This window comes from Streptomyces cyaneus, assembly GCF_004028635.1.
In the GTDB taxonomy this organism is placed as follows: domain Bacteria; phylum Actinomycetota; class Actinomycetes; order Streptomycetales; family Streptomycetaceae; genus Streptomyces; species Streptomyces cyaneus.
Genome location: NZ_ML138678.1, coordinates 353,794 through 371,517, shown reverse-complemented (window position 1 = coordinate 371,517; position 17,724 = coordinate 353,794). Strand labels below are relative to the sequence as shown.

The 17,724-nt window shown below is 71.5% G+C and carries 16 protein-coding genes; 6 read left to right on the top strand and 10 right to left on the bottom strand.

Annotated elements, in window-relative coordinates:
- Positions 1 to 111: 111 nt before the first annotated feature.
- On the top strand, positions 112 to 2,565 hold the full coding sequence (locus EHO50_RS01695) for an NACHT domain-containing protein (protein ID WP_128427986.1): 2,454 nt from the start codon (positions 112 to 114) through the stop codon (positions 2,563 to 2,565).
- A 9-nt stretch (positions 2,566 to 2,574) separates the two neighbouring features.
- On the opposite strand, the gene EHO50_RS01690 is transcribed toward EHO50_RS01695, so the two are convergent.
- The 7 genes from EHO50_RS01690 to EHO50_RS01660 form a co-directional block, all read right to left on the bottom strand.
- Positions 2,575 to 3,246 (bottom strand): FadR/GntR family transcriptional regulator, encoded by a 672-nt coding sequence (locus tag EHO50_RS01690; protein ID WP_128427985.1) that lies wholly within the window; start codon positions 3,244 to 3,246, stop codon positions 2,575 to 2,577.
- Positions 3,247 to 3,328: 82 nt separating this feature from the next.
- Positions 3,329 to 4,627 carry an amidohydrolase gene (locus EHO50_RS01685; RefSeq protein ID WP_128427984.1) on the bottom strand — a complete coding sequence of 433 codons (1,299 nt, stop codon included), beginning with the start codon at positions 4,625 to 4,627 and terminating at the stop codon, positions 3,329 to 3,331.
- Positions 4,624 to 5,400 carry a nucleoside phosphorylase gene (locus tag EHO50_RS01680; protein ID WP_128427983.1) on the bottom strand — a complete coding sequence of 259 codons (777 nt, stop codon included), beginning with the start codon at positions 5,398 to 5,400 and terminating at the stop codon, positions 4,624 to 4,626. The genes EHO50_RS01685 and EHO50_RS01680 overlap by 4 nt, the downstream gene beginning before the upstream one ends.
- Positions 5,397 to 6,263: an ABC transporter permease gene (locus EHO50_RS01675; protein ID WP_128427982.1), complete on the bottom strand. Its 867-nt coding sequence runs from the start codon at positions 6,261 to 6,263 to the stop codon at positions 5,397 to 5,399. Before EHO50_RS01675 ends, EHO50_RS01680 begins: the two co-directional genes overlap by 4 nt.
- A complete protein-coding gene (locus EHO50_RS01670) occupies positions 6,263 to 7,306 on the bottom strand; it encodes an ABC transporter permease (RefSeq protein WP_128427981.1) in 1,044 nt (347 codons plus the stop codon). The genes EHO50_RS01675 and EHO50_RS01670 overlap by 1 nt, the downstream gene beginning before the upstream one ends.
- A 1-nt stretch (position 7,307) precedes the next feature.
- On the bottom strand, positions 7,308 to 8,858 hold the full coding sequence (locus tag EHO50_RS01665) for an ABC transporter ATP-binding protein (RefSeq protein ID WP_128427980.1): 1,551 nt from the start codon (positions 8,856 to 8,858) through the stop codon (positions 7,308 to 7,310).
- A complete protein-coding gene (locus tag EHO50_RS01660) occupies positions 8,839 to 9,891 on the bottom strand; it encodes a BMP family ABC transporter substrate-binding protein (RefSeq protein ID WP_128427979.1) in 1,053 nt (350 codons plus the stop codon). Before EHO50_RS01660 ends, EHO50_RS01665 begins: the two co-directional genes overlap by 20 nt.
- 341 nt (positions 9,892 to 10,232) lie before the next feature.
- Here EHO50_RS01660 and mtnA point away from each other — a divergent pair, with 341 nt between their 5' ends.
- The 3 genes from mtnA (at position 10,233) to EHO50_RS01645 (ending at position 12,581) form a co-directional block, all read left to right on the top strand.
- Positions 10,233 to 11,264 (top strand): S-methyl-5-thioribose-1-phosphate isomerase, encoded by a 1,032-nt coding sequence (gene mtnA, locus EHO50_RS01655; protein WP_128427978.1) that lies wholly within the window; start codon positions 10,233 to 10,235, stop codon positions 11,262 to 11,264.
- 38 nt (positions 11,265 to 11,302) lie between these two features.
- Positions 11,303 to 11,635: an ArsR/SmtB family transcription factor gene (locus EHO50_RS01650; RefSeq protein ID WP_128427977.1), complete on the top strand. Its 333-nt coding sequence runs from the start codon at positions 11,303 to 11,305 to the stop codon at positions 11,633 to 11,635.
- A 67-nt stretch (positions 11,636 to 11,702) separates the two neighbouring features.
- Positions 11,703 to 12,581, top strand: a complete 879-nt coding sequence (locus tag EHO50_RS01645) for a TIGR03620 family F420-dependent LLM class oxidoreductase (RefSeq protein ID WP_220096410.1) — start codon at positions 11,703 to 11,705, stop codon at positions 12,579 to 12,581.
- A gap of 12 nt (positions 12,582 to 12,593) precedes the next feature.
- Here the strand turns inward: EHO50_RS01645 and mtnB are convergent, their stop codons facing one another.
- Genes mtnB through EHO50_RS01630 form a run of 3 tightly spaced genes read right to left on the bottom strand, consistent with a single transcriptional unit; the run spans position 12,594 to position 14,529 of the window.
- Complete coding sequence (gene mtnB, locus EHO50_RS01640) at positions 12,594 to 13,202, bottom strand: methylthioribulose 1-phosphate dehydratase (RefSeq protein ID WP_128427976.1); 609 nt, start codon at positions 13,200 to 13,202, stop codon at positions 12,594 to 12,596.
- Positions 13,199 to 13,933, bottom strand: a complete 735-nt coding sequence (gene mtnC / locus EHO50_RS01635) for an acireductone synthase (RefSeq protein WP_128427975.1) — start codon at positions 13,931 to 13,933, stop codon at positions 13,199 to 13,201. Before mtnC ends, mtnB begins: the two co-directional genes overlap by 4 nt.
- The gene (locus EHO50_RS01630; protein ID WP_128427974.1) at positions 13,930 to 14,529 is read right to left on the bottom strand and encodes a 1,2-dihydroxy-3-keto-5-methylthiopentene dioxygenase; all 600 of its coding nucleotides are present in this window, start codon (positions 14,527 to 14,529) and stop codon (positions 13,930 to 13,932) included. The genes mtnC and EHO50_RS01630 overlap by 4 nt, the downstream gene beginning before the upstream one ends.
- Positions 14,530 to 15,099: 570 nt before the next feature.
- On the opposite strand from EHO50_RS01630, the gene EHO50_RS01625 reads away from it, so the two are divergent.
- Complete coding sequence (locus tag EHO50_RS01625) at positions 15,100 to 16,197, top strand: substrate-binding domain-containing protein (RefSeq protein WP_128427973.1); 1,098 nt, start codon at positions 15,100 to 15,102, stop codon at positions 16,195 to 16,197.
- Positions 16,184 to 17,704: a sugar ABC transporter ATP-binding protein gene (locus EHO50_RS01620; RefSeq protein ID WP_128427972.1), complete on the top strand. Its 1,521-nt coding sequence runs from the start codon at positions 16,184 to 16,186 to the stop codon at positions 17,702 to 17,704. Before EHO50_RS01625 ends, EHO50_RS01620 begins: the two co-directional genes overlap by 14 nt.
- The last annotated feature ends 20 nt before the right edge of the window (positions 17,705 to 17,724 follow it).

Sequence of the window (17,724 nt, the reverse complement as noted above, 5' to 3'; positions counted from 1 at the left end):
CGATGTCCGACGAATGCCGAGCGGCGGGGCAGGTCGGGCGGTATCACCCACTCGTGTGGAGGTCGGCGGATCGGCCGCCGGGTGCCCTGCCGGTGCGGAACTGTTCGTCGGGTGAGCGGAGTTGCGCCCGGTTCCCGGGTACGGCGGGTCGGGCTCGTGTACCTGGCCCTGTTCGGCACGGGAGCCCTGGGGGCGCTGGTGGCCGCCCTGTACGTCCAGGATCCCGCGGCCGTGGTCGCGGCGCTGCTGCCGACCGGGGCAGGGACGTATCTGGCCTGGAGCGCTTACCGGGCGGACCGGATCGAGGCGGCGTCCGGGGCGACGGACCCCGGCGTCGTCGCGGACCGGCTCGCCGCTGCCGTACGACGGCAATGGGAGGCGGAGGCGCAGGTGCGGCGGCTGGCGGATCCGTATCCGCTGCCGGTCGCCTGGCGGGGTGCCGATCCCGACCTGGCCGAGGTTACGGCGGGCCTCGCCGGGCGGGACGGAGAGATCGGCGCGGTCTTCGCGCAGCGCGTGCCCGACCGTCGGCTGCTGGTGCTGGGAGACCCCGGTTCCGGCAAGACACTGCTGCTCGTGCGGCTCGTGCTGGCGCTGATCGAGGGCCGTGCGGAGGGCGATCCGGTGCCCGTACTGTTCCCGCTGGCCTCCTGGGATCCGACGGCCGTGGATCTTCGGGGCTGGATGGAGCGGAAGCTGATCCAGGACCACGCCGAGCTCGGTGCGGCAGCGCCGGGCGAGTACGGGGAGATCACCCTCGCCGGGATGCTGCTGGAGCGGCGGCTGGTGCTGCCGGTGCTGGACGGGTTCGACGAACTGCCGGCCGCGGTGAGCGCGCCGGCGCTGCACCGGATCGGTGAGGCGTTGCCGTACGGCTGCGGGCTGGTGCTGTCGAGCCGGCCCGCGGAGTACCGGGCGGCGCTGCGGCCGCGGACAGGGGTGCCGGTGCGGTTGACGGGCATGGCGGGGATCGAGCTCGAACCGCTGGGTGCCCGGGTCGTCGCCGAGTATCTGCTGCGCGACGCGGGCGGTCCGGGAACTCCCGAGGCGGCGCGGTGGGAGCCGGTGGTCGCCGTGCTGGGGACGGACGCGCCGGTGGCGTCGGCGCTGACGAGTCCGCTGATGGTGTCGCTGGCGCGCAGCGTGTACAACCCTCGGCCGGGGGAGGGGGACGGGAGGCTCCCGGACCCCGGTGAGCTGCTGCGGTGTCCGACGCGGACGGCGGTGGAGCGGCATCTGCTCGACGCGTTCGTGGACGCCGCGTACCGGCCGCATCCGCGGCGGCCCTGTCGGTGGACGGTGGCGCAGGCGAGGGGTGCGCTGCGGTTTCTGGCGCGGCACATGGAGCGGGGGATCGACGGGGCGGCGGAGATGGCGTGGTGGAAGCTGCGGCATGTGGTGCCGGGCGCGTTGCCCCAGGTGCTGGCCGGGGTGCTGCTGGGATCCCTGGCGTGGCTCGTCGAGGGTGTCGCCATGGAGCTGGGGCAACACTTCGCGCCCAACCCGCTGTTCATCCCCTACTGGGAGGAGCGGGGCGGCCTCGGGGTAGTGGCGGCGGGGATGTGCGCAGGGCTGGTGTGCGGCCTCGCGGCGGGCGTGACGATCACGCTGTTGTGCTCGGCGGTCACGGACGATCTCGCTGTCGCCTTCGTGGCGAATCGCCTCGCCGACGGTGGTGTGCTGGCGTTGGCGGGCGTCATGCTCGCAGGCTTCGCCTACGGCGTCCGGCCGCATCTGCGTCGGCCGGCGGACTGGAACCGGCAGGCGATCCTGACGGGAGTCGTGGCCGCGGCCCTCTATGTGCTGGCGTTCCACAACGCCTGCGGCACGGTCAACGCACTCGTCTACGGGGGGATCGCCGCTGCCTTCGGAGCGGACGGCGTGGTCGAGGGCCCCGGCGGTCCCGTCGCCCGGGTCCGGTGGCGCTGGAGCTCACGGGGCACCGTCCGGGGGCTGCTGGCCGGGACGGTGCTCGGCAGCGGTGTCCTGCTCGAGGGCCTGCTGGCAGATGTCCTGTCCGGAGGGGCCGACCGTGAATACATCGCCCCCGCCGAACCGCTCGAAGCGCTGTGGGCCGCCGAGCAGGTGGCCGCGGTGTACGCGGTCGCCTGTCTGCTCGTGCACGGTCTGCGAGCGGTGCCGATCGACCTCCAAACGTCGACCGACGGCCAGACACTCCTGACCAACGACCGTCGCACCCTGGGCACCTGCGTCCTCACCGCGGCGCTGCTCGGCACTGCGGTGATCGGCACTCAAGGCTGGTGCGTCAGACTCTGGGGCTCGACGCGGGTGTGGGGCGGGTCCGCCACCGGCGAGTTCGTGTGGCTCTACATCGTCGGCCTGGTACCCGCCGTGCTCACCGCCCTGGCCATCGGCATCCGCCAGGCCGCCTGGAGCCAGTACGCCGTCGCCCGCTGCTACCTCGCCCTGCGCGCGAAACTCCCGTACGACCTCATGGCCTTCCTCGCCGACGCCCACGACCGAGGCGTCCTGCGCCGCACCGGCGCCGTGTACCAGTTCCGCCACATCGAACTGCAGCACCATCTCGCCGGAGCCGACCGCTAGGGCCCTAGGTCACAGCGTCGACCGCAACCACTGCTCCACGCTCGCGATATGCACCGTCGCCCACGACCGAGCCGCCTCCGCGTCGCGGTCCCGCAGCGCCGCCAGGATCGCCCGGTGCTCGTGCAGGGTCCGGCTCACCGCGTCCTCCTGCGTCAGCCCCCGCCAGATCCGCGCCCGGGTCGTCGGTCCCGACAGACCGTCGAGGAGCGAGCACAGCACCGAGTTCCCCGAGCTCTGCACGATGCCCCGGTGGAACTCCAGGTCACTGGCGACGAGCTCCTCCACCGACGGAGCGTTGCCGAGCTTGTCCAACTGGTTGGCCAGCGCGTCCAGTTGCTGCTCGCTGATCCGCGACGCGGCCATCGCCGTGGCGGCCGGCTCCAGGATGCGGCGCACGGCGAGGAACTCCAGCACGGTGTCGTCGCGGTGGAAGTCGACGACGAAGCTCAGCGCCTCCAGCAGGAGTTGCGGGTCCAGGCTCGTGACGTACGTACCGTCGCCCTGCCGTACGTCCAGGATCCGGATCAGCGACAGGGCCCGCACGGCCTCCCGCAGGGAGTTGCGGGAGAGTCCGAGGCCGGCGGCCAGTTCGCTCTCCTTGGGGAGTCGGTCGCCGGGGCGCAGCGCGCCGGAGACGATCATGCCCTTGATCTTCTCGATCGCCTCGTCGGTGACTGCCATGGCCGGCCTCCCTGTCGTTCAGGACGTCGCGCAGAATGTCATGCAAGACATCCGATGTCTCAGGTCACATTATGGGGCCTGTTCAGACGAGCGCCTCCAGGTCGGCGATCACCGTCTCTTCGTCCAGCGTCGTCAGCACCCGGTCCCGCATCAGCACGCGCCCGTCGACGACCGTGTCCCGCACGTCCGCCGAGTGCGCCGCGTACGCCAGCGTGGACCACGGATCGTGCAGCGGACGCAGGTGTGGCGCGCTCAGGTCGAGCACGATCAGGTCGGCCCGCTTGCCCCTCTCCAGCGAGCCCAGCTGTTCCCCGAGCCCCAGTGCCCGCGCCCCCTCGATCGTCGCCATGCGTACGGCCCGCTCGGCGCCTACCGCCGTGGGGTCGCCGCCCGCCTTGTGCACCAGCGCCGCCTGCCGCACCGCGCCCAGCACGTCCAGGGTGTTGGAACTGACGGCCCCGTCCGTGCCCAGCCCGACGGTCACCCCTGCGCTCAGCAGCCGGGGCACCGGCGCGATGCCGCAGCCCAGCTTCAGGTTCGACACCGGACAGTGGGCGACGGACGTGCCCGTGCGGGCCAGCGCCGCGATCTCCGGCCCGGTGAGCTCCACGGCGTGGGCGAGCAGCAGGTCGGGTCCGAGCAGCCCGAGGGAGTCGAGCAGTTCCACCGGCCGCTTGCCGTAGCGCACCTCGACGGTGGCGACCTCGGTCGCGTTCTCGGCGGCGTGGATGTGCAGTAGCGCCCCGAACTCCCTTGCCAGGGCGGCTATTTCGGTGAGCTGGTCGGGGGAGAGGGTGTAGGTGGAGTGCGCGAAGACGACGGGACGGCGGCCGCCCCGCGCCGGACCGCGTGCCTCCAGATCCCGGCGGGCCCAGTCCATCCGGTCCTCGTACGCGAGCCGGTCCGGTGGCTCCGGTACGTCCATGAAGGTGGGCCCGGTCAGCAGCCGCCAGCCCGACTCGCGGGCCGCCCGCTCGGCCGCCTCGTGGAACCAGTACATGTCCAGCGCCGACGTCACCCCGGCCCGTACGCTCTCGGCCACCGCCACCCGCACCGCCGCCGCCACGTTCTTCGGCGTCAGCAGCTCGGCCTCCCACCGCAGCACCCGCTCCAGGAAGCCCTGGAGGGTGACGTCGTCGGCGCGACCGCGCAGCAGGGTCATCGCGAGGTGGGTGTGGGTGTTGATCAGGCCGGGGAGGACGAGACAGCCCGCGGCGTCAAGGCACTCCGCCGCCGTGAACCGCGTACCCAGCTCCTCGGCGGGGCCGACGGCGACGATCTCACCCTCGTGGACGGCAACCGCCCCGTCCCGTACGACGGTTCCGGCGTCGTCGACGGTCAGGACGTCACCGCCGTGGACCAGCAGATCGATCACACTCACGCCGCAGCCCCCTCCGGGCTCTCTTCGGCGAGCAGCCGCAGCGCCTCCAGAGAGACCACCGCGCCCCGCTCCACACCGGCCGCGACGACGTCCCGGTGCGGGTCGTAGACGCTGGTTCCCTCCTCGTCCACCAGCTCGTCCGCGTTCGCCCCGTCGACCACGAGCAGGCCGCCCGCGACGATCCCCCGCAGCGAGGCGGTGACCAGCAGCGCCGACAGCTCCATCTCGATCGCCGCGAGCCCGGCACCGTCGTACGAGAAGAGGGGGATGAGCCCGGGCTGGAAGGCCGCCCGGGTCCAGACGATGCCCCGGTGGTGCGGCGCGCCGGTCTCGCGGGCCGCGCGCTGGAGCGCGAGGACCGCCTCGGGCGCCGAGACCGCCGGGTACTCGGGCGGCAGCAGCTGCTGGGTCACCCCGTCGTCCCGTACGGCCGCCTCGGCGATGACGAGATCGCCGTCGCCGATACCGGGCTTCATCGCACCCGCCGTACCGAACCGCAGGATCGTGCGGACCCCCGCGTCCGCCAGCTCCTGGAACAGCAGGATCGCACCGGGACCGCCCACTCCGTGCGAGGCGACCGTGACCGGCACGCCCTTCCAACTCCCGCTGAACACACGGTATTCGCGGTGGTACGACACCTCCTCGGCACCGTCGAGCAGGGCGGCGACGGCGGTCGCACGGGCCGGGTCGCCGACGACGACCGCGTGGGCCGGGAGCCCGGTGCGGGGTATGCGGGTGACGGGAAGGAGATCCTGAGGCTGGTCCTGGGTCATGAAGCGGCTCCGGAGGGGCGGATACGGCGACGGCGGCGGGCCGTCGTGAGGAACAGGGCGCCGAGCGTGACGACGTACGGCGCGGCGTCGGTCGCCTGCTGGGGCAGGCCGAGGCCCTGGAGGCGGAAGCCCGCCGCCTCGGCGAGGCCGAACAGCAGGGCGGCGAGCAGGACGCCGACCGGGGCCGCGCGGCCGAGCATGACGGCGACGACGGCGATCCAGCCGCGGCCGGCGGTCATGTTCTCGGTGAACAAGGTGACGTTGCCGAGGGCGAGTTGGGCGCCTGCCAGCCCGCACAGGACACCGGAGGTCAGGATCGCCCCGTACTTGTACTTGACCGGGCTCACCCCGAGCGTCGCCGCCGCGTCCGGAGCCTCGCCGACCCCGCGGAGCCTGAGCCCCCACACGTGCCGGGACAGCAGCACCGCGGCCACCGCGACCGCCGCCCACGACAGATACGTGAGCGGGGTGAAGCCACCGACCAGCGGGAGCCCGGCGAGTGACGGGTCGTCGAAAGTCCCCTGTACGCCGAAGACCGTACGCAGCAGGAAGCCGGTCAGGCCGACGGCCAGGAGGTTCATGGCCACGCCCAGAACGACCGCGTCCCCGCGCAGCGTCACCGCGCCCACGGCCAGGATCAGCGAGTACGCGCCTGCCGCGAGCGCCGCCGCCAGCACGCCGAGCCAGGCGCTGCCGGTGAACCAGCTGGTGGCCACCGCCGTGAAGCAGCCCATCAGCATCATGCCTTCGAGGCCGATGTTGAACACGCCCGCCCGCTCACAGATCGCTCCGCCGAGAGCCGCCAGCAGGATCGGGGTGAGCGCGCGCAGCGCCGACAGCAGCAGATCGGAGTCGAGGAACATCACACCGCCTCCTTACGGCGGTTGAGCCGGCGGCCGGGGAAGCGCAGCCGGGCCGCCAGGAACACGATCACGATCGCCTGGAGCACCTGCGTCAGCTCGCGCGGCACCTCGGTCGTCCGCTCCATCGCGAGCCCGCCGACTTGGAGGACCGCGAAGAAGAAGGAGGAGATCACCGTGCCGACCGGGGCCGCCATCGCCAGCAGCGCGGCCGTGAGGCCCGTCCAGGTGTAGCCCGGAGCGGTGAGCGAGCCGTCGACGAAGCGGTACGGGAAGCTCAGCACCCCGATTGCGCCGACCAGTCCGGCGAGCGCGCCCGAGACGGACATCAACTTCAGGGTCAGGCCCCGGCGTTCGACACCGGCGTAGGCCGAGAAGCGCGCGTTGAGGCCGGTCATGCGTATCTCGTACCCGATGGCGGTGCGCCGATCCGTGAACCAGTACGCGGCCGCCGCGAGGGCGACGAGCACCAGCCCGACGGTCACGGTCGAGTCGCCGAACGCGGGCAGTGCCACGCCGTCGGGTATCGCCCGGGTCTGGGGGAGGCTGGAGCCGGGCTCCTTGAGCGGGTAGCGGGCCAGGTAGGAGGCCAGCGACACCGCCGGGTAGCTCAGCAGCAGGCTGCTGACCAGCAGCGGGACGCCGAGGTGGTTCTCGCACAGGGCGGCGAGGGCCGCGTAGGCGGCGCCGGCCACCATGCCCGCGACCAGGGCGAGGACGACGGTCAGGGGCGCCGGCAGCGGCGCGTACAGGCCGGTCACGGCCGCGGTGATGCCGCCGAGCACCATCTGTCCGTCGCCGCCCAGGTTGATCAGCCGGGCGCGCAGCGGGATCGCCAGGGCGAGGCCCATGCCGAGCACGCTGGTGGTCGTGGTCAGGGTCGAGCCGATGCCGTCGGCGCCGAGCGCGCCGGTCAGGACCGCCTCGTAGGCTGTGATCGGGTCCGCTCCGGTGCCGACGAGGAAGAGCGCGCCGATGACGACGCCCGCGAGCACGGAGAAGGTGACGGGGGAGCGCAGGGCTCCGGTGATGCGTGCTGGATTCATGTCAGTCGGCGGCTTCCACTCGTGCGCTCGTCCCGCCCGCCATCGCGAGCCCCAGCGTCCGTTCGTCCGCCTCGGTCTTGTCGTACGTCGCCGTGATCCGGCCCTCGTACATCACCAGCACCCGGTCCGCGAGCCCCCGGATCTCGCTCAGCTCGGCCGAGACGAGGAGTACGGCGTGACCGGCGTCGCGGTAGGCGATCAGCTGGTCGTGGATGTTCTGGATCGCGCCGATGTCGACGCCGCGCGTGGGCTGCTCGACGAGCAACAGCGGGGCGTCATGGGCGAGTTCGCGGCCGATCAGCAGCTTTTGGAGGTTGCCGCCGGACAGGGCGGAGGCCGGCACGTCGGGCGTGGACGCCTTGATGCCGAAGCGCTCGATCAGCCGCCGTGCGTGCGCCCGGACGGACGTCGGCGGCAGCAGGCCGCGGTGCGACAGGGACGTACGGTGGTGTCCCATCGCGAGGTTGTCCGCCACGGACGCCGCCGGGGCCGTACCGACCGCGTGCCGGTCCTCGGGGACGTACGCCAGGCCCTTGAGACGGCGTTCGGTGGCCGAGGCGTGGGTGATGTCGTCGTCCTTGAGTGTCACTCGCCCGGCGGTGACCGGCCGCAGTCCGGCCAGCGCCTCGATCAGCTCGCTCTGACCGTTGCCGGCGACACCGGCGATGCCGACGATCTCGCCCGCGCGGACCGAGAGCGTGATGTCGTGCACGGCGTCGGTGGACAGACCCGTCGTGTCGAGGACAACCTCGCCCGGGGTGCCGGGGGCGTGGATACGGTCCAGCTGGACCGCACGCCCGGTCATCGCGGCGGCGATCGCGTCGGCGGAGGTCTTCGCGGTGACCAGCCGGGCCACGACCCGCCCGTCCCGCAGGACGGTCACGTGGTCGCTGCCCTCCAGCACCTCGCGCAGCTTGTGCGTGACAAGGATCACCGTACGGCCCTCGGCGGCCAGCGACTTGAGCACCGCGAACAGCGCGTCCGCCTCGGCCGGCGTCAGCACGGCGGTCGGCTCGTCGAGGATGAGCGTACGGGCACCCCGGTGCAGCAGCTTGAGGATCTCCACGCGCTGTCGCAGGCCGACCGGCAGGTCCCCGACCCGGGCGTCCGGGTCGACGAACAGGCCGTGCTGCTCGGCGAGTTCACGCACTCGGCGGCGGGCGGCGGCGCGGTCCACCAGGCCGAAGCGGCGCGGCTCGGCGGCGTACACGACGTTCTCGGCGACGGTCAGCGAGTCGAACAGCTTGAAGCTCTGGTGCACCATGCCGAGCCCGGCGGCCATGGCGTCGGCGGGGCTGGCGAAGTCCGTGTCCCGTCCGTCGATCCGGACCGTTCCGGCGTCGGCGCGCTCCATGCCGTAAAGCACCGACATGAGCGTCGACTTGCCCGCGCCGTTCTCGCCCATGAGCGCGTGGATCTCGCCTCGGCGGACGGTCAGGTCGACGGCGTCGTTGGCGAGCGTGCCGGGGAACCGCTTGGTGATGCCCCGGAGCTCGACGGCGACGTCGGCCGGACCGGCGCCCCCGTCGACGTCAGCTTGCGGCGGGGTCATCGACCGTCAGCTTCCCGGCCACGATCTGGTCGCGCAGCGCCTCCACCTGCTTCAGGACGTCCTTGTGCTCGGCGATCACGCACTTCGACGAGTCCACGCCGTCCTCCAGGCCGGTCAGGCTGATGCCGCCCTCCTTCAGACCGTACGAGACGGTCGTGCCCGTCTTGCCGGTGAGGACCGCCTCGATGCCCTTCTCCACGGCGACGTCCGTGCGCTTGATCACGTTGTCGACGACCGTGCCGGGCGCCGAGAGGCACTGGTTGACGTCGACGCCGTACGCGTACGCGCCCTTGGCCTTCGCCGCCTCGAAGACGCCGTAGTTGCCGGCCGCGGCGGCCGCCATGATCTGGTCGTAGCCCTTGGAGAGCAGGGTGTTCGCCTGCTCCTTGGCGCGGGCCGAGTCGTCGAACGGGGACTGTCCGCCGACGAAACGCGTGGACGTCTCCGTCTTGGCGGCGACCTTCTTGGCACCGGCCGCGAACGGGTCGCTGTAGCGCCGGAACTGGGGTGTGTCGAGGACGTCGACCGCGCCGACCTTGCCCGACTTGCTGAGCAGACCGGCCTCGGCACCCGCGAGGAAGACACCCTCGTGCTCGCGGAAGACCGCGCAGCTGACGTTCTTGTACGTCTTCGTCGTGCAGGCGTCGACGATAAGGAACTGCTGCTCGGGGTTCTTCTCGGCCTGCTGGGCGACGATGTCGGCGAACTCGAAGCCGACCAGCACGATGACATCCGGCTCGGCGTCGACGGCGGCCTGGACGTTCTGCTGCTGGGAGGCGGTGTCCGTGGACTCGTAGACCTTCTGCGACCCGTCGTGCTGCTTCGCCGCGTCCTTGATGCCGCTGACGGCGAGCTTCAGGAACTCGTTCTGCCCGACGGCGTCGGGGGTGACGAGCGTGAAGGACTTTCCGCTGCCGCCGCTCGCACTGTCGGAGGCGTCCTTCTTCGCGGCGGCGTTGCAGGCGGTGGCCGTCGTGACCACGAGTGCGGTGGTGGCGGCGAGTTGCAGGGAACGGCGGAGTCTGCGGGGCATGAGGGACCTTCCGGGGAAGCCTTCCGGGGGACGGCAAGGTTCGCGCTCGGCGGTGAACGCGTGAGGTGAAGAGGGGGCGACGCGATAGGGGCTGAGGTGGGGGCGGCTCAGCGGGGACAGCAGTCGCCGGCACAGCGGCCGAAGTCCAGGAAGCGGCGCTTGGTGAGCAGCACTCGTCCTCCTCGTCTCGGCCTGCGGGCTGCGCGGGTGGCTGGACTGTACACCTGATGTTCGGACATGTGCTCGGCTGTCTCGAACTGTGGTTCCTCAAGGTCATGTACGGTGACGGACACCCACAGGAGCAGTAGGAGTGTCCACTTATGTCCCAGGAAGTGCGGCCCATGTCCGAGGAATTGCGTGCCGTCCACTGGACCGGAACCAGCCTTGCGCTGATCGACCAGACCGTGCTCCCGCACCGCACCGAGACGATGGACGTGCGTGACGTGGACACCCTCGTCGACGCGATCCGGCGCCTCGTCGTGCGCGGCGCGCCTGCGATCGGCGCCGCGGGAGCCTACGGCGTCGCGCTCGCGCTGCTCCAGGGTGAGCGGGAGGGCTGGACGGACGGTGAGATCCTCACGGCCGTCGCCCGCATCCGTGAGGCCCGGCCCACCGCGGTCAACCTCATGGTCTGCGTCGACCGGGTCACGGCCCGGCTGCCCGAGGGCCTCGACGCGGTGCTGGAGGAGGCCGCCGCCGTACAGCGCGAGGACGTCGAGGCGAACCGTGCCATGGGTGCGCACGGCGCCGACTGGCTGCTCGAACGCGTCGGCGCGGACCGGCCGTTGCGCATCCTCACCCACTGCAACACCGGCGCGCTCGCCACGGCCGGATGGGGCACGGCACTCGGCGTCATCCGTGAACTGCACGCGCGCGGGCGGCTGGAGGTCGTGTACGCCGATGAGACGCGCCCGCTGCTCCAGGGATCCCGCCTGACCGCCTGGGAGTTGGTCCAGGAGGGCATCCCGCACTACGTCCAGGCCGACGGCGCCGCCGCCGGCACCATCCTGCGCGGCGAGGTCGACGCGGCGATCGTCGGCGCCGACCGCATCGCCGCGAACGGCGACACCGCGAACAAGGTCGGCACCGTGGGTGTCGCCCTGGCCTGCGCGGACGCCGGGATCCCGTTCCTGGTGGCGGCGCCCACGACGACCGTCGACCTGGCCACGAAGACCGGCGACGACATCCACATCGAACTCCGGGGCGAGGACGAGGTGCTGGAGTGGGGCGGCGTACGCACGGCTCCGGCCGGGTCGCGCGGCCACAACCCGGCGTTCGACGTCACCCCGGGGCGCCTGGTGACGGGACTGGTCACCGAGCGTGGCGTGCTGGAGGTGTCGGCGGGGGAGCTGCCGGGGGAGCGGCTGCGCTGACGTCCCCGGGCCGCGGCGCCGACCTATACTCCGAACCCATGACCGACACTGCGACCTCGCCGGATGCGGATCTGGTCGGCGCGCTGAAGGCGCTGGCCAACCCGGTGCGGCTGCAGCTGCTGGTGTGGCTGCGCGAGCCCGAGCGGCACTTCTCGCAGTACGAGGCGATCGCGGACCCCGCCGAGGTGGGGGTCTGTGTCAGCCACATCCAGGCCAAGGCCGGGCTGGCCCAGTCGACGGTGTCGGCGTACATGGCCGAACTGCAGCGGGCCGGCCTGGTGCGGGCGACGCGGGTGGGCAAGTGGACCCACTACAAACGGGACGAGGGGCGCATCGCCGAGTTGGTCGCCCGGCTCGGCCGGACTCTCTAGCAGCGAGAACTTGCCCTCCGAGCCCGCCTGTTGCATTTCATATCGAGAATCTGCGATATTTCGATGCATGATGAACCTCGGAACCTTCGGCATCTACACCTTCGACTTCGAGCACCAGCCGGCCGCGCAGTTACGCGACTCGGTACAGGAGTTGGCACAGCAAGGGTGGCGGACGGTGTGGTTCCCCGAGGTGGGCGGGCGTGAGGCGCTCACCCAGGCCGGCTATCTGCTCTCCTGCACCGAGCGGCTGCACGTCGTCAACGGCATCGCACGGATCTGGTCGCGCGAGGCGGCGGCGACACACGCCGCGAGTGCCCTGCTGGCCGACGCCTACCCCGGGCGGCATGTGCTCGGCCTGGGATTCGGCGGCGCACGGCCGGGCGTCAAGCCGCTTGCGGCGATGGCCGAGTACCTCGACGAACTGGACGCGCTCGCGAAGGAGTCACCCAACCCCGCACCACAGACCCCGGTACGCCGGATCCTGGCCGCGTACGGCCCCAAGATGATCGCCCTGGCCCGGGACCGCTCCGCCGGCGCCCACACTTACCACGTCAACACGGCCCACACCGCCCAGGCCCGGGAGATCCTCGGCCCCGACGCGTTCCTGGGCGTCGAGCACGCCGTGCTCCTGGAGCCGGACCCCGACAAGGCCCGCGCGACGGCGCGCGAGCACCTGCAGCCGTACCTCAACACCCCTTACAACGTCGCCAAGTTCCGCCGCCTCGGCTACTCGGACGAGGAGATCGGGCACGGCGGCAGCGACCGCATCGTGGACGACCTCGTGTTCTGGGGCGACGTGGACACGGTGGTGGACAAGCTCCGCGCCCACGTCACAGCGGGTGCCGACCACGTCGCCGTGCAAGTGATCGGCACCGAACCGGGCGGCACCGCGATGCCGCACTGGCGGCGACTCGGCGAGGCGCTGCTGCCCCCGACGGCGCCCTGACCGCCGTACGGGTCACCGCTGGGCGAGCTCCAGCTCCAGCAGCCACTCCACCACTTCGGTGTGGTGCCGGGCCTGGCGCGGGTTGTCGCCCCAGACGTACAGCCCGTGTCCGGCCACGACCACCGCGGGCATACGGGAGTCGCGTGCCGCCTCCAGGCGGTCGCCGAGGACCTTCATGTCCTGGCTGTTGGCGATGACCGGCAGGGTCACCTCGACGTCGTGGGCGCTCTGGCCGACGCCCTTGAGCATCTCCAGGTCCTTGAAGACGATGCCGCCGGGCTCGCGGCGGCCCATCGCCACGGACGCGACCGTGTGGACGTGGACCACGGCCCCGGCCCCGGTCAGCGCGGCCACGCGCGCGTGCAGTTCGGCCTCGGCGGACGGCTTGCCGCCGTTGACCGCAGCGCCCTGCCCGTCGACCAGCACCACGTCCGCGGGCGTCAGTTCACCCTTGTCGTGGCCGCTGGCCGTGACCGCGAGCCGCAGCGGGTCACGGGACAGCACCACGGACAGGTTGCCGGAGGTGCCCCGCATCCAGCCGAAGGACGCGAACCGGGCGGACTCGGCGGCCAGGACCGCGCCCGCCTCCTCCAGGTCGAGTTGGCTGATCTCGGTGGTCACGTGCTGCTCCCGGAAGTGGTGATGGTGATCTCGTCGAACGTCCCCGCCTGCGCGTGGTCGCCGACGCCCTGCTCGTAGTACGGCTCCCCGGGCCGCCGGATGCCGACCGCGTGCCAGCCGGCCGCGCGGGCCGCGTCCAGCTCGCCGGGGCGGTCGGAGAGGAAGAGGAGACGGTCCGGCGCGATGCCGGTCGACCCGGCGATCCGGCGGTACGACTGCGGCTCCTGCTTGGGGCCCGCGTTCTCGGTGTCGTACAGACCGGAGACGAGCGAGGTCAGGTCGCCCTCCGGGCTGTTCGTGAACCACGCCCGCTGGGCCGCCACCGACCCCGACGAGTAGACGTACAGCCGTACGCCCGCCGCGTGCCATGCGCGCAGCCGCGGTACGACGTCGTCGTAGAAGTGCGACACGAGGTCACCGCGCGCGAATCCCTCGGCCCAGATGATGCCCTGGAGGGTCTTCAGCGGGGTCGCCTTGCGGTCCTCGTCCAGCCAGGCGTTGAGGCTCTTCTCGACGGCGGTGGCGTCGGCCTGCGGATCGCCGGTCAGCTCCCGCACCTGCGCGAGCGCCCGCGCCACCTCCGGGTCGTCGCCGCGCTCGGCGAGCAGCGCGCCGAACCGCGAGCGCGAGTACGGATACAGCACGTCGACGACGAACCCGGTGGCGCTCGTGGTGCCCTCGATGTCGAGCACCACGGCGTCCACGTCGAACCGCAGGTCCCGCACGCTCACGCGGCGGCCCTGTCGGCCTCGTAACCGGCCGCGATCGTGTCGTAGTCCGGGAAGCGGGCGGCGATGGTGGAACCGGTGAAGTTGCCGATCCAGCCGTCCTCCTCGTGGAAGAAGCGGATCGCGGTGAAGGACGGCTTCGTGCCCATGTCGAACCAGTGCGTCGTGCCACGCGGCACGCCCAGCAGGTCGCCCTTCTCGCAGAAGACGGCGTGCACCTCGCCGTTCACATGGAGGTAGAAGATGCCGGAGCCGGAGACGAAGAAGCGCACCTCGTCATCGTCGTCGTGCGTGTGCTCCTGGAGGAACTTCTCGCGCGCCGCCTTCGCCTTCACCGGGAACTCCGGGTCGTCGCTGGGGTGCAGGCCCAGGACGTCGACGGTGGTGAAGCCCTCCTCGGCGTTGAGCCGGTCGATCTCGGGGCCGTACGCGGCGAACACGGTGTCGCTGTCGGCGTCGAACGGGACGTCCTCGCGGATCGGCCACTGTTCGTAGCGCACGCCCAGCGGCTTCAGCGCCTCGGCGATTTCGGCGGGGTCCGAGGTGCGGCGGATCAGGGTCTCCGGTCCGGACTCGGGCCAGGTCGTCAGCAGGGTCATGGGGCAACTCCTGGAACTGGAAGGGAAGTCCGGGTACCGAGACAAGCACCCGGAGGGGGAGGTGAGGAAGGGCGCAGCGGGCGGGAAAGCCGGTCGGTGCCGGTCAGCCGCGACACATCGCGCCAGGACAGCACCGCATGCAGGGCATGCACATCGCTGTCGCGCGGGGTGTCGTCATCAGGGCCTCACTGTGCCGGTTCGGGTGCCGGTTCGGTGATCGTAACTCCGGCAGGACTCCGGCGAGACGTCAACCGGGTGTGACGTAGTCGTTGTCTCACGTGATGAGAAACCGCTTCCATCGCTTTGACGCATGGCTGAAATCGTTCCCATGATCTCCGTATGAAGACGCTGCTGCTCGTGCGGCGGCTGTACGTGGACTTGCTCCGGTCGACCACAGCCAGCTGTCGCTGACCTCACCCGGAGCTCCCGCGCGCCCGCGTTCCGCGGGCTGCCGCACTCGCCCAGCCGTGCAACGGTCGGTGGTAGCCGTGCAATGGCCTCAGGCGCGATCGTCCCCCCGGCTCCGGGTCGCGCAACTCCCCGCCCTTTCCCTGCACTTGGAGCTCCGTCATGTCCCGTGTCCGTCTGCCCCTCGCCGCGCTCTCCCTCGCCTCCGTCTCGGCTCTGCTCCTCGCGGGCTGCTCGCAGTCCACGGACGCCTCCAAGACCTCCGGCAACACCGCCGCCTCGGTCGCGGCCGCCACCGGTGCGAAGCCCGCCCCCTTCAGCGAGGGCACCGTCAAGGTCGCCCTGGTCCGGCAGAGCGGCGCCGGCGACTACTTCGAGCAGTGGGGCAACGGCGCCAAGGCGCAGGCCAAGGCCCTCGGCATCGACCTGACCGTGTACGACGCCCAGGCCGACAACGCCAAACAGGCCACCGACCTGTCCTCGGCCATCAACTCCGGCGCGCAGGCCATCATCGTCGACCATGGATTTCCGGCCACCATCCAGCCGGAGATCGACAAGGCCGTGAAGAAGGGCATCAAGGTCGTCGTCTACGACGTCGAGACCTCCACCAAGGGCGTGGTCAGCACCAAGCAGAACGACGCGAGCATGGCCCAAGCCGTCCTCGACGTGATGGCCAAGGAGGTCGGCAAGGGCGCCAAGGTCGGCTATGTCAACGTGGCCGGATATGCCGCCCTCGACAAGCGGAACACCGTCTGGGCGAAGGAGGTCGCCGCGCAGGGCTGGAAGCAGCAGTTCAAGGTCGGCAAGGTGACCGACTCCACGGCGACGGACAACGTGCCCCTCGTCTCCGCCGCGCTCACCCAGCACTCCGACGTCACCGGCGTCTTCGCCCCGTACGACGAACTCGCCAAGGGCACCGTCCTCGCCGTCCAGAACAAGAAGCTCCAGGACAAGGTGAAGGTCTTCGGCGCGGACGTGTCCAACGCCGACATCCAGAACATGACCGCCGACGGCAGCCCGTGGGTCGCCACGGCGGGCACCGACCCGTCCGCCGTCGGTGCCGCCGTCGTCCGTACGACCGCCCTTGAGTTGGCCGGACAGCTGAACAAGCCCTCGGTGGAGTTCCCGGCCGTCGCCATCACCCAGGACTTCCTGCGCGAGAAGAAGATCGAGAACATGGACCAGCTGCGGGAGGCGCTGCCCGCGCTGAACCTGTCGCAGGTCTCGACCGCCGACTGGATCTCCAATGTCGCCCACTGAGGTTCCTGCCGTCGCTCTGACCGACGTCAGCATGGCCTTCGGCGGCAAGACGGTGCTCGCCTCCGTCACCCTCGACATCGCCCCGGGCAGCGTGGTCGCGCTGCTCGGCGCGAACGGTGCCGGCAAGTCCACGCTCATCAAGATCCTGTCCGGCGTGCACACCGACCACGGGGGAGAGGTGCGGGTCGCAGGAGAACCCGCCACCCTCCACTCCCCGCTGGCCGCCCGCCAGTTGGGCATCCAGACCGTGCACCAGCGCATCGGCGAGGGCATCGTGCCCGGCCTCTCCGTCGCGGAGAACCTGGTCTTCGAGGAACTGGCGCAGGCGCGCGGCAACCCGTTCCTGAACGGCGGCCGACTGCTGGCCCGCGCCCGCGAGATCCAGGCGGGCCTGGGCCTGGACTGGAGCGACTCCCTGCTCCGCCGGGACGTCACCGAACTCGGCATCTCCGACCGCCAGTTGCTGATCCTCGCCCGCGCCCTGGCCACCCGCCCCCGCCTGCTGATCCTCGACGAACCGACCTCGGCCCTCTCCGCCGCCGAGGCCGAACGCCTCTTCACGCTCGTCGAGAAGATGCGCGACGACGGCATCGCGGTCCTCTACGTCTCCCACCGCCTCGGCGAGATCGACGCACTCGCCGACCGCCTGGTCGTCCTGCGGGACGGCCGTCTCACCGAGGACCAGGCCAAGCCCTTCGACTGGGACAGCGCCCTGCGCGCGATGCTGGCCCAGGCACAGGAGGCGACGACGGCCCGCCCGATCCGGGAAGGGGCGTCCGGGGATGTGGTGTTGTCGTTGCGCGGCGTACGGCTCTTCGAGGGCCGCACGCCCCTGGACCTCGACCTCCGCGCCGGTGAAGTCACCGGCGTGGTGGGCCTGTTGGGCGCCGGCAAGACCGAGCTGGCCCGCGGCCTGTTCGGCGCCGAGCCCTTCACGACCGGCACGGTCGAACTCGACGGCAAGCGGTACGAGCCCCGCCGCCCCTCCGACGCCATCCGGGCCGGCGTCCACCTGGTCCCCGAGGACCGGCACGCCGACGCGCTCGTCCCCGGCTGGTCGCTGGCCCAGAACATCTCGCTTCCGTTCCTGAAGTCGCTGTCCCGGCTCGGCTTGGTGAACACCCCCAAGGAGGACGCCCTCGGCCGCGACACCATCGAGGCCCTCGGCGTCGTCGCCCGCGACGAGCACAGCACCGTCGAGGAGCTGTCCGGCGGCAACCAGCAGAAGGTCGTCGTCGGCCGCTGGCTCGCCCGCACCCCACGCGTCCTCATCCTGGACGAACCCTTCCGGGGTGTGGACATCGGCGCCCGCCGTGACATCGGCCGCCGCGCCCGGGCGCTGGCCGCCGAGGGGGCCGCCGTACTCGTCCTGTCCGCCGACGTCGACGAGGTGCTGGAGGTCGCCGACCGGGTCGTCGTGCTGGCCGCCGGTGAGATCCACCTCGACGCCTACGGCGAGGACGCGGAACGCGACCGCGTCATCCAGACCATCTCGGCGTCCGTGTGACCCCGGCTCCCTGAGGAACT